This window comes from Bacillus sp. FJAT-27225 (assembly GCF_001685025.1).
Lineage (GTDB): Bacteria > Bacillota > Bacilli > Bacillales > Cytobacillaceae > Bacillus_D.
The window spans coordinates 318,393-330,543 of record NZ_MAYU01000023.1 but is presented as its reverse complement, the minus strand read 5'-3'; the positions used below and the strand labels follow the sequence as shown (position 1 = coordinate 330,543).

Below are 12,151 nucleotides of genomic sequence, written 5' to 3'. Positions count from 1 at the left end.
TAACGGGTTTTTGCGCTTGTACCTATTCTTTTGTCCCTAAATGCCCGATTGGTGAGATACAGTGAAACCTGCCGCTGTGGGTTTCATCGGCTTAGTCGAACCAATCGGGTTCGTACTGCCGCTTATTTGCCGAGCTATTTGGCGAAATTAGCGGCAGTAGAACGGGACTAACCATCTGTGGAAGTTCACTTTATCCGAACCTCGGAAACAGCATCGAAGACTCTGTTATACATTTTTTCAATCCCTGCTTCAGAAGCTTCGAATTTGTATGCATGTTCAGCCTGAATGCCAAGGCTATCCGCTTCTTTGGCAACGTCGATGTTTGCTCCCATGAAGATAAACTCCCAGCTGTATTTTTCCTGCTGGTGGCGGATGAGCTCCTTCACTTTTTTATATGTGAACTCCTTGCTTGCATTTTCAAGGCCATCCGTTGTTATGACAAAAATAACTTTGCTCGGCCTTTGCTGTTCCGCTGTTCTGGACAACCTGCTGCCCACATCAAGAATTGTTTTTCCGACAGCATCCAAAAGTGCCGTTGTCCCTCTGACATAATACTCCCTGCTTGTCAGCGATGCGTCTTTAGCGTCAATCCCATTCCATAGAACTTCGTAGCTGTCATCGAACAGTACGGTCGTCAAACGCGTCTCCCCGGCCAATTCCCCTTGTCTTTTAACAAATGAATTGAAGCCTCCGATTGTATCATTTTCCAAACCTGACATCGAGCCGCTTCTATCCAGTAAAAAAATGATTTCGGTTAATTTCTTATTCAAGGCCATCATCCTCCCAGTTAGGTTCTGATATAATAGTAACTTGAGAAATCCATAATCTGGTCGCTTTCGAGGCGACATTTTTGGGGGAATGGCGAATGCTTGATCAAGAATTTTTGCAAAGGGTTAAAGAGTATATCCTTGATCATCAACAACCGATCGTAATGAAATCTTCCTATAAACTAGAGGAATCCTCGGAAAGTTCCCGACACGTCCTCAATGACATCCCGCCCCTGGAAATTGAAGAGTTTATAAAGGGAAATCGCAAGCGTTCCTTAAGAGAAGTTCTTTTTTCTTATATTGATAAAAAAGGTGCAGCAGACTCTGAAGTGTATAAAAAGGCCGGCATTGACCGCCGCCTCTTCTCGAAAATCCGTTCAAATCCTGAATATAGGCCCGGAAAGAACACAGTTATTGCCCTGGCACTCGCTCTTGAACTAAACCTTAAAGAAACGGATAAGCTATTAAACTCGGTTGGGTATTCACTTTCTGACAGTGAAACAGGAGACTTGGTCATAAAATACTTTATTGAACATCGTATATACGACATTTATCAAGTAAACGAGACTCTGGAATATTTCAGCGCCAAACCACTGGGCGGGGTGCTGTAGTTAAGAAGATTTTCTAATTGAAACTAAAAGGAGCCTGCTTCTAAGACTGGCTCCTTTTCCCCGGAATATTAAAGATTCTGGGATTCTTTATGTAAGGTCTTGTTTTTCTTGATTAAAAAACCAATAATGCCAAGCAGGACTAAAATGATAGATGAAAATCCACCAATAATGGTTCTTGTATAGTCCTTTCCAGACTTGACAACCTTTTTGTTTAGTTCTTTTGCCTGTTTGTCTAGTATTTCAAACTTCTTTTCCATGTCCCAATTAGTGAAACCACTATTTGCATGAATTTTCACCTTATAGATACCAGGTTCAAGTTCATTCCCTTCCCAATCTATGGCAAATTCCATTGTTGTATTAGGCGCAATTCTATACTCATCAACATCAACTCTTCGTAACTCTTTCTCATTAGAGTCATAAACTACCCCATTTATAGTCAGGTTATCAACAAGAACAGGGCTACTATTTTGAATATAAGCGACAATCGCTGTCTTGTAATTTACCAGGGCAGGCTCCACCTTTTTTAATATGAGCTCAGGAGCAACTTCCTTATCATTCTCCATCAATTTCAATCCAATAGCATACGAGTACTTATTTGTAATTTGAGCATCCTCATTTTCATCCAATGACTTTTCAATATAAATTCCACCAAGAATTATTCCATCAAACTCTTGCTCAGGCATTTCGAGCTTAATCGGTACAGCAACCGATTCCCCGGAAGCAACCTTGACCTTGTTCTTTTCAATAGATGCGATATCAGTTATCGGGATTTTAAGGCTATCATCCACTTGAGCATCCACTTTTGTGTAATCAATTACACCATTCCTGTTGGTAATAGGATTTGTAATATGGACATCGAACTCAGAATCCTCCTTAGAACTATTAATAATTTCTACCACAATTACTTGCTCTTGTCCTGGATTCATGAGCAAATCAAAATATGAAACACTTTTGTCCACCTGGTTTTCCGGGAGGATTGCCCTAACTGTATATCCAACAACTTCTTCAGTTGCTGCAGAACTCTTCGGGACCGCATAAAATGAAAGCACGATTACAAAGAGAAACACAAGGGCCATTTTAGCAATGTTCATGTTGTTACCTCCTTTATAAAAAAATCACGAATAATAGCAAGCTATCATTCGTGAAGTAACTTCCCTTTTACGGCCCGGTTGTCAAAGTCCACGTAAGTGTTGATTCATACTCGGCAATTTTCATTGTCCCACCTGTTACTTTCAACTGAACGCTGTTATTCAAGTTACTTCCGGTATCGGTTGGAAGCCATCTGTTAATCCAAGTTCCTTCTCCCTCACCAGGCTTAGCAGAGAAGAACTTAACTGCAGTGCTGTCAGTGGTAAGCTCGAAACTTGAATTCGCCAATGGCTTAGGCGAATTGTTTCCTATATGGGTAACAGCTGTTCCATTGGTAAAAATAAGCGTTGCTCCCTCCAATATTTCCGAATCGTTATCAATTGCTTTAAATTCCGATGCAGAAACCGTTACTTTCCAACCATTTGGATCTACGCGGTTATCAGTAACCTGGACAAATGGATTTTTAGTTTTAGCGAAATATGTCTGGTCGCTTAGGGAAAATTGCTGGTCCCCAAACTGTAGGTTGGATACGAAATCAAGGCTTAAAGGGCCAGGGTTATTTGTATCCGTACCTTCGTCTTCACCCGGTTCGTATGGTTGATCTGGATCTTCGGGATTAAGGATTTCTGGAACTGATGGTGTAAAGGTTACTGTTGCCTTGGAAGTTTCCGTCTGGGCGTATATAGTCTGTGTAGCTAATAATAAAATCAACATGGCAATGAGTGAGACCATACCTACCTTTTTAATCTTCAAGCTAATTCCTCCTCTTTCGATTAAAATATATATTTTAAAAAATCCATTTGCTTATGGTGCATCTTCAAGTGTCCAATGTATCGTTGTGGAATATTGGGTATTTGGCAAAGCACCAGCGGGATTTATTTTAATAAAAATTCCTTCTTCCTGGTTCCACTTGATGGTTGTGTCGGGATCATTAAACGTTTCACCTTCAAAGATCAGGACCTCATCACTCATCGGTAAAGTCTTACCGTCATCAATAAACACGATTGCACCCATTGGCAAAGTGTGTCCTTCTATACTCGTTAATGGATTTGGTGTACTTGCTTTTATCCTCCACTTTGAACCGCTCCCCCGAGTATCGCGGATTTTTAATGAGTAGTCACCGGTTTCCCGTTTAATGATCACTTCCCGCTTTTCCATTACAGTTTCCATAAAATTTATATCAGGAGGTGCCTCCATTCTCAGGGTTCCGATAACCTTTGTTGAAGTTCCATGACTCTCCTTTTGTGTTATTGAATCTTTCTGAGAAGCTACGATTACGGTACCAGCCGACTGTTGGGGAATGGAGAGATTGAATGTTCCATCTTCAGATACGTTTCCTATGTATACTTCTTTTGGCAGATTCAATGTTACCGTCGCTCCTGGGTACCCAATGCCCGTTATGTGTGTATCAAGATCAGTTATGGTATCAAGTATTGGCGGGAGAAGAAGATAATCAACAGCACCAATGTTTGTAAATATTTCAATACTAGCCCAGGAATCCTTTAGAGCCACCCCATAGAACTCATAAAACCAGTCAGAACTTCCAGGTAAATTCGTAATACCGAGGCTTTTTAAATTTATAGTTAAGGTTGCCTCCATATTGAGGCCCACTCCCAAGAGCGGAGACACCTTAGATCCATATAAAGTCCTGATATTCAAATCCTTCTTTATATTCTCTTCGGTAAGCGTATCCCATAGCAATCCATTTAAACGTAAATCTATTTTTGTGTAATTTAAAAGCTGTGGATGTTCTAAGATGAAATCCAATTCCTCAGGCAACTGAAATGCAAAGATTTGTAAACTTATTAGATTTACCTCAAGTGCTGTCCATCCCTTAAGGCCGACAACTAGCTCACCAGTATCTGCTTTGTATAAAACGTTGAGTGTAGAATCTTTTAATAGAGCAATATCAACGATGCCAAGGATATCTATTGGTGACAAACTGGACTCAGTATTTAAACCGTTGCCAAGAGTCCGTGATAGTGAACTGGTTGTTGGAGTTAGTATCAATGTAGTAGCAATCACAATTATTAAAAGGGTTTTCAATATTTTCATTGAGATATATCTCCAAGCCCCCTCGTCTCTCAGAATGCAGTTAATTTGCACTATCTTTATAGTGTATATTAATTGATAGTTTACCATAATCTTCTTCCACAATGCGACAAAATGACTCCTTTTTTCTGATTTAACTGCATTTTCTGATAAAAAAGAACCCGTCAGCCGACATAAAACTACCTTCATCTATAGGATAAAGGTACCAATTTCTTATTATTTTGATATACGTAAACACGGCTTTATAAAACCGCTTTATTGGTTGACCAGCTCCTCTTCATAACAAATCCACTAGTTAATTTACACTTCCACTCATACAAGCAGCAGCATCGTCCCTGCTACGACAAATACAAGGCCGGGCGCCAACCTCCTGGACAGCTTTTCCTTAAAGGCCCAATAAGCAAATGCAACCGTAACAAGGATGCTTAGCTTATCAATTCGGTACAACAATACTAGCTTGCCCATCCTGAAGTGCATGTTAATAAAACAGCCAGGAAAGCCCGGTTGCTAGCCCCGATAGAATCAGGAACAGCCAGCTCTTCCTGCTACTTTCCAATCCGCCTTGCTTGTTGGCGGCACACACAATCGCCCAGGCTATAATAAGACTACAATTGTGCGAATGGCCGTACCAAAATTGAGTCAACAGCTTCAATTCCAATCTTGCCCAGAATTGCCGTCAATGCAGCAAATAGAGCCGAAAGGATGGCATAGACAAGACAGTTCTGCCCGGTGCAAAAAATAATAGAAACCAAAAACATTAAAAGTTAAACTGGAAAGCCCGGCAGATAAAATACTCTGCCGGGCTTCTAGCTTAAAATATTCTTGTAGGTCCTTATCTAATCTTACTTAAACTCCTACTCCCATTTATGCTCTTTATAGCCCTTGTCTTTAATTCCTTTGTTTACTTCATCAATAATAGCCTTGCCGCCCCGCTGTTTGTATTCATCCACGAGTTTATCCCAGTCGGATACCGGCCTTTGGCCTGCAATCATTTTGGCTTGCTCGTTCATGATGAATTGCTTCAGGTCAGCACCTTTTTCCTGGTTGGTTTTTGAAACGACTCCATTGGAAGGGTTAATATACATTTTATGTGCCTCATAGATTTCCTGGAGGGAGCTGACAAGCGCCTTCATTTCAGGAGTTTTGTAATCGTCAGCATAGCTTACTTTGGCATCTGAAGGAACATGTTCCCTGTTATCAAGGAAATACGTCGATGGCGCTAGACCTTCAGAGGAGAAGGTCGGAACGCGGACAGCTGCATTGTCTTCCATTGTATAACCAGTACCTTCTTTGCCCCACATCCAATCAAAGTCTGCGTTTTGCGGATTTTTTTGGTCAAGCGGGAAGAATTTCTTGCCAAAGTCAACCATTTCTAAGGCCCTGTAAATCTTTCCTTCATCATCGGCAAGCTTTGCATTCAACGCAAGGATTCCGGAATAGCCAGAGCCCATTGTGAAGCCTTGTGAATTATCAGGTGCTTTAAATGGAGCAAGCGCAATGAACTCTGCATCAGGATGAATTTCTTTCAGTCCGGTCAAATAGGCTTCATTCATACCGGATACCCCGGCAACAAAAATACCTGCCTTGCCTGAATAAACCTCATTGTTAGTATCAGCCCAGTTCAAAACAGCAAAATCCTTTGTCATAGCGCCTTCCTTGTAAAGATTGGCTAAAAACTGGATTACTTCCTTACGGCCGTCAGAGATAATTCCTGGGATGTAATTTCCATCCTTATCCTTATGGTACCAGGCGTCAGCATCCCAATAGGCACCCAAATTGTAGTTAGGATTGATATTCTCGCCAATTGCAAGGCCGTACGTATCATTCTTCCCATTTTTATCTGGGTCGTTTTTCGTGAATGCTACTGCCACTTCCTCAAGTTCCTTATAGCTTGCAGGTACTTTCAATCCCAGACTATCAAGCCAATCCTTCCTAATAATTGGCGTAAGTGGATAAGGATTGGAGTAGCGCGGGATACCATAGACTTTTCCATTCACTTTAAAAGAGTCATACACATGGCTTGGGATTTTGCCAAGAGTCTCATAGTGTTTCAGGTAGTCATCAAGCGGCAGGAATGCGCCTTGCTCTGCCCATTGATAGAAGCGGGCATCATCAGCAGTAAAGCCAATCAGGTCTGGCATGCTTCCAGAGGCTACAACTGCCGAAGATTTTTCTGCATAATCGGCTTGCGGAATGATTTCCGGCTTATACTCTACATTAAAACGTTCGTTGATTAAATCAAGGCCAGGGCTTGTTGCTGGAGGCGGATCACCAAAACGCCAGGTCATACCTGTTATTGTGTACTTTTTGCTATGGTCGAACGGATCAACAGCAGTTTCCTTTTCTTTTTCTTTTTCTTTTTCTTTATCCTTACCGGGTTCACCCTTTGTTCCTTCCGAGCTGCAGGCAATTACCGAAAAGCTAAGAAAAACTGTTATTAAACTTAGCAATAGATTCTTTTTTTTCAAATTAACCCCTCCGGTTCATATTTTCAGTGGGTAACAAGTATCAACGGACTAGTGGCATTCCACGAGGAAAATCAGCCTTTAACAGAGCCGAGCATCACCCCTTTGGCAAAGTGTTTTTGAAGAAACGGATACACGATTAATATAGGAACGGTCGCTAAAAGAATAGCTGCCATTTGAACCGTTTCAGGCGGCGGCAAGGCCTCCATCATTTCATGTCCGCCAAGCGCAGCATTGGGTTCGTTTACAATGACAATTTGCCTGAGGATGACCTGGATTGGCCACATTGCCGGATCACTTAGGTACAATACTCCGGTAAAGTAACTATTCCAGTGGCTGACTGCATAAAAGAGACCAAACGCAGCAATTGCTGGCTTTGACAAAGGCAGGATGATTTTCGCAAATATTTGCAGGTCGTTTGCCCCATCAATGACTGCTGCTTCAGTTAATTCTTCAGGAATTCCAATAAAAAACTGCCTCATGATGATTAAGTTGTATGGACTGATGGCCACAGGTATAATCAATGCCCACCAGGTATTAAGCAATCCGGTTTCCTTTACAATCATGTAGGTTGGAATCATACCGGCTGAGAATAACATCGTAAAAAGCACCAGGAAGAGAAGTATCCGCTGCCCGGATATATTCCGTGTCAATGCGTAAGCCATAGTCGATGTAAAAAACAAATTGACAAAGGTTCCAACCACTGTAATATATATCGTTACAAGGAGGGACCGAATAAATTGATCAGAGCCAAGGATATATTCATAGGCATCCGTTACCCATTCCTTCGGCCATAGAAAGAAGTCATTCTCCAAGAAATCACTTAAACTTGAAAATGAAACCGCAAATATGTACAGAAAAGGGAAGATCATCGTTGCAGCAATAATTAGAAGTATAATATTGTTTGCACCGTCAAAGATTTTTTCACCAGTTGATGTTTTATACAAGGCATTCCCCCCATTTCATATTAATATAGGCCTTCTTCGCCGAACCGCTTCGCAAGCCGGTTGGCTGCCACTACCAGCACGAGGCCGACCACTCCTTTGAACAGGCCCACTGCAGTGGCAAAACTGTAATTCGCCTGCTGAATCCCCTTAAAATAAACAAATGTATCAAGGACGTTTCCGGATTCCATATTGAATGGGTTGAGCATCAAAAATATTTGTTCAAATCCGCTGTCCATTACGGTTCCAAGACGCAAGATTAATAGAATGATAATGGTACTTTTCAATGCAGGAAGTGTGATATGCCAGATTTGCCTCCAGCGGTTCGCACCATCCATGACAGCTGCTTCATACAAGTGAGGGCTGATGCCTGAAAGTGCAGCCAGGAAAATAATTGTGCCCCAACCTGACTCCTTCCAGATAATCTGCAAGACGATTAAAGGTTTAAACCAGGCGGGATCAGTCAGAAATGGCAGCGCTTCCATTTGGAACACATCATTCAACAAGCTATTAACCAGTCCTTCACTTCGCAAAAAGATGACGGTAATGCCAACTACAACTACCCAGGAAAGAAAATGGGGCATATAGACAATTGATTGAAGGAACCTTTTGTACACCTGGTTCCTTAATTCGTTCAGCATTAAAGCGAGCAAAATGGAAATAGGAAAAGCGAATATAATTTGAAGCAATGAAATTTGCAAGGTATTCCATACTACCCGGATAACCTCGGGATCTTCAAAAATGAGCTTGAAATACTTCATACCTACCCACGGACTGTCCGCAAAGCCTCGAAACGGGCTGTAATCTTTAAATGCAAGCAGAAGGCCAGCCATTGGAATATAGCGATAAATCAGGAAAAACAGAACTCCGGGGAGAAGCAGCAAGATCAAGTATCGATCGCGCCATAGTTTCTTTTTAAATTTGCTCATTTTGGTATCGCGCTGAAGTTCATTTTGAATGACCAGGGAAGGATTTTGTTCTGAGCTTTTCTTTACTTCCAATATCCAACTCCCCTTTCCTTATGTATTTATCAATTGTCACTTTCCCTTTCATACATGTATACGACATGTATTTATAAAGAAACAATAATACAAATTTTACAAAAATTCAATGTTTATTTTAGGAATACACAATTTTTCTTACTCTGCTGCTTTTTTCTCCAGCAGTTCAAAGAGGCGATATGAGAGATGCATTAAAGGAAAGGCAATTAAGGTTCCCCCAAAAAAAGGAAGGAGGCCTGGAATCTTCATCATGGCATAATAGGGAAAATAAAACCCCAAAGCCATAAAAACAGCATATAAAGGATTAGACAACGTAATCAATACTGTATTCCTTATGTACTGAAGAATTGTTAAGTTGAATTGGACATACACAGGAAAGGCAAATAAAAGCGCCCCAATATAAATTGCGCCTAGTATAAAAAAGACATAGGATAATAGAGCTGCCCATAAAGTTGGGATTCCCCGGAAAAATTGAAGGTCTACATATAAGATTGCTCCAATGATAAGCCAGCTGTAACCATAAAGGTTTGATTTTAAGAAATCCTTCCTGTATGCCTGCTTGAAGTGTGCAAGTAGAGGCAAGTCCAAGTTTCCTTCCTGAAGCCACTTGCGGATTACTGAAAACATGGCGGCGGTGGAAGGGAAAAATCCGGCTATGCCCGCTCCAATGGCAATACCGGCCAGCCAGAGCAGATTTAGACAAGCCAGCTTCATGGCCCAATTTCCGTAGCGGTATAAGCTTCCCTTCCATCCTGTCAATTCCATTAGTCTGCACCTCTTCCATACTGCTGCGTAAACCAGGATTAATCCTATGAGAATATAATCCTATTTTATCCGGGGTTTTCCAATATGCCGGATTACCTAATTATCACAATTTCAGAAGTGCCCTCAGGCAAATCCATGACCAATTCCCCAGATGCCGGAATGAAACGGAACTGGTTTTCCTCAAGCGTACAGCCATTGATTTTTATTGCCAAGGGTTTCGCGATATGAAAAGAAACCCTAGTCTGCTTGCTTGTTTCCACCGTTCCTGTTGCGCCTTTTTCATGGACGTGAATGGAGGCAGAAATACTTGTGCTGGCTTGCAGAATCATAGTGTTATCAATTTTTAATTGATTGCCATTTATCAAGGCATAGTTTATAGGGCTGTCTTCTCCCTGCCGGATTGAAATCCATCCCTGCTCACCCATTATCTCGACTCTCTTATCACTAGATGACTGATAGACAGTTCCCCGATCCTCATTAGTCAAAATATAGTCTGTCAAGGCCAGGCATGCATCCGCCACTTTCAATTCCCACAGTGCTCCCGTACGGCTGGCAGAGCAGGATAATTGGTTGGGGGCAGTGCCAAAGGAGTGTTCCGGCTTAATCAATGCAACCTGGTAATTAACTTCATCCGGATCATTCACCGCCACTTCAAGGCATGTACCGTACTGCTCCGCTCCTGGATGCTGGCTGACGGACTTCCCGGCATCCGCCGGGTAACATATAGTCAGTGATGCCGCTGCCTGTTCCCCTGTAAATCGTATTGTGTTTTCAGTCGTTACGTCACCCGGCAGCAGTTTCATTCCGCCTGCCTGAATGGCTGCTGGAGTATGGTACAGGAAGGAGAGCATACTATCCGGCTTTTCTTTAACCACCTTATCCAAAATCAGAAAATAGCGCTTGTCCACGTGAATTAGTTTCCGCTCCCATTGTAAAACAGAAGAGTCGTAGGCATTTCCCGCTTCCCCGAGACAAAAGGAAAAGTTGCCTGACGTAAACCACCCTGTTAAGTTGCCTTCGCCCCTTTGTATCTGGCCCCTTCCGTCAATTAGCATACTGTTATGGCCAACTGTCCCTAGCGTAAACTCCCTTCTGGGACCTTCCACATAGTCCTGGTAACCAGGATTGGTAATCAGCCATTCCCCTCCTGCATGAAGGACGAAATTGTTTTGGTCAAAGTGGTTATGGTCCTTTGCCGATTGGCTTGATGAGAACGCTAATAAATGGTCCTCCTCGCTCCAGCCGCTCCTGAATGCCGCCCACCCGACAAGAGGGAAAACCTTTGAAACACAGCCATGATAAAAATCCTCAGGCCTCATAGGTACGGGCACTTTCTTTAAATCAAGCAATATATCAAATTTAGGTTCGAAATAGTGATGGATATACCAGCTTGAAACACCATTACCCGTATTGGACGCCAGTACAGACATTAAATAAAAGATATCCAAATGATAAAAGGAGTCTGAAAAGTTTACAAAGGAGGGTTTATCCCCTGTTCCTAGCATGTAAATAAAAAGGTCAGGAAGGAAACGGAAGTATTCATGCTTAATTAGCCCTTCATTACCTGTCGAACGCTTCAAAACATCAGCAGCCATCAAAATATGGCGTGCCGCAACATTCAGATATAACAGGCCTTCAATCTCGGGATCGCTTAGCCGATTATTCAGGTAGCTATTAATATATGCATAGGAGTTTTCAAGAAACGGTTCAAGTTCATCGTTGTTCGTTGTATCGAGAATGGCGAGTGACCCAATCATCATTGCAACCCGCTTCGACGCAATGATGTTATGACTATCATTATTCATAAAATCAATTTCAAGAGGCCTAAGGCCTTTTTCAAAAATGGCACGTTTAATAATACCTTTTTCCTCATCCTTCAGGCTATAAAAGATCGCATCATATCCGATTGCCATGCCTATTGTTAAATGTGCAATGCTTAAATTGCCTTCTGCTCCCCTGTGCTTAAATTCAAACCAGTGGTCAAATCGGGAAAGGGCCAAAAGGTATTCCTTTATCTTGGAGAAAAATCTCGTTTCCCCGGTCATACCATAGGCAAATGACAGGACTTTAATCCTTTCTTCAATTGCCCTGGAATACATCGTCCAGAAAGGAAAATCAATGTATCCGGGCGGATCGCCAATAGGTTCAAGTTGAATAAGGGGGAGTGGGATATCCAGGAGGACATTACAAACTGGATAGTTTACAGAGAAATTCTGTTCCCCGGCATATTCGTCTGCCAAAAGCTTCACATCGGCCCAGATATCGGCAAACCGTATGCCATTCTCCGTTCCCTGGGTATCCAAGCGGGACGTTATTTCCGCTATTTCACCCTTGTTGAACAAAACCCTGGGACGGGGTCTTATATTCTCTAAAAACCAGTTCATATCATGCATCAAACAATTCCTTTCTGCTATAAAGCAAAGGTAAAGCAAGGGGACGATTCATATAAATTTGCAC

Annotated in this window: 11 protein-coding genes; 1 reads left to right on the top strand and 10 read right to left on the bottom strand. The window is 42.0% G+C overall.

All coding sequences use genetic code 11. The features are described from left to right. Nucleotides 1-185 precede the first annotated feature (185 nt). Nucleotides 186-770, bottom strand: a complete 585-nt coding sequence (locus tag A8F94_RS20465) for a vWA domain-containing protein (protein WP_066205177.1) — start codon at nt 768-770, stop codon at nt 186-188. Nucleotides 771-865: 95 nt separating this feature from the next. Here A8F94_RS20465 and A8F94_RS20460 point away from each other — a divergent pair, with 95 nt between their 5' ends. Next, nucleotides 866-1,378, top strand: coding sequence for a hypothetical protein (locus tag A8F94_RS20460; protein ID WP_066204678.1), 513 nt, complete (start codon nt 866-868; stop codon nt 1,376-1,378). Between the two features lie 68 nt (nt 1,379-1,446). On the opposite strand, the gene A8F94_RS20455 is transcribed toward A8F94_RS20460, so the two are convergent. From A8F94_RS20455 to A8F94_RS20420, 9 genes are all read right to left on the bottom strand, one after another. Next, nucleotides 1,447-2,469, bottom strand: coding sequence for a DUF916 and DUF3324 domain-containing protein (locus A8F94_RS20455; protein WP_066204675.1), 1,023 nt, complete (start codon nt 2,467-2,469; stop codon nt 1,447-1,449). 67 nt (nt 2,470-2,536) lie between these two features. Then, nucleotides 2,537-3,220 (bottom strand): WxL domain-containing protein, encoded by a 684-nt coding sequence (locus A8F94_RS20450; RefSeq protein ID WP_066204672.1) that lies wholly within the window; start codon nt 3,218-3,220, stop codon nt 2,537-2,539. 51 nt (nt 3,221-3,271) lie between these two features. Next, the gene (locus tag A8F94_RS20445; protein ID WP_139070149.1) at nt 3,272-4,624 is read right to left on the bottom strand and encodes an Ig-like domain-containing protein; all 1,353 of its coding nucleotides are present in this window, start codon (nt 4,622-4,624) and stop codon (nt 3,272-3,274) included. Between the two features lie 207 nt (nt 4,625-4,831). Further along, a complete protein-coding gene (locus A8F94_RS26260) occupies nt 4,832-4,996 on the bottom strand; it encodes a hypothetical protein (RefSeq protein WP_254660916.1) in 165 nt (54 codons plus the stop codon). A 377-nt stretch (nt 4,997-5,373) separates the two neighbouring features. Further along, nucleotides 5,374-6,987 (bottom strand): extracellular solute-binding protein, encoded by a 1,614-nt coding sequence (locus A8F94_RS20440; protein WP_066204666.1) that lies wholly within the window; start codon nt 6,985-6,987, stop codon nt 5,374-5,376. A 71-nt stretch (nt 6,988-7,058) separates the two neighbouring features. Next, nucleotides 7,059-7,931: a carbohydrate ABC transporter permease gene (locus tag A8F94_RS20435; RefSeq protein ID WP_066204663.1), complete on the bottom strand. Its 873-nt coding sequence runs from the start codon at nt 7,929-7,931 to the stop codon at nt 7,059-7,061. A 20-nt stretch (nt 7,932-7,951) separates the two neighbouring features. Beyond that, nucleotides 7,952-8,857 (bottom strand): ABC transporter permease, encoded by a 906-nt coding sequence (locus tag A8F94_RS20430; RefSeq protein WP_066205170.1) that lies wholly within the window; start codon nt 8,855-8,857, stop codon nt 7,952-7,954. Nucleotides 8,858-9,067: 210 nt separating this feature from the next. Next, nucleotides 9,068-9,694 (bottom strand): YesL family protein, encoded by a 627-nt coding sequence (locus A8F94_RS20425; protein WP_066204659.1) that lies wholly within the window; start codon nt 9,692-9,694, stop codon nt 9,068-9,070. Nucleotides 9,695-9,786: 92 nt separating this feature from the next. Continuing rightward, nucleotides 9,787-12,087, bottom strand: a complete 2,301-nt coding sequence (locus A8F94_RS20420) for a heparinase II/III family protein (RefSeq protein WP_066204658.1) — start codon at nt 12,085-12,087, stop codon at nt 9,787-9,789. Between the last annotated feature and the right edge of the window lie 64 nt (nt 12,088-12,151).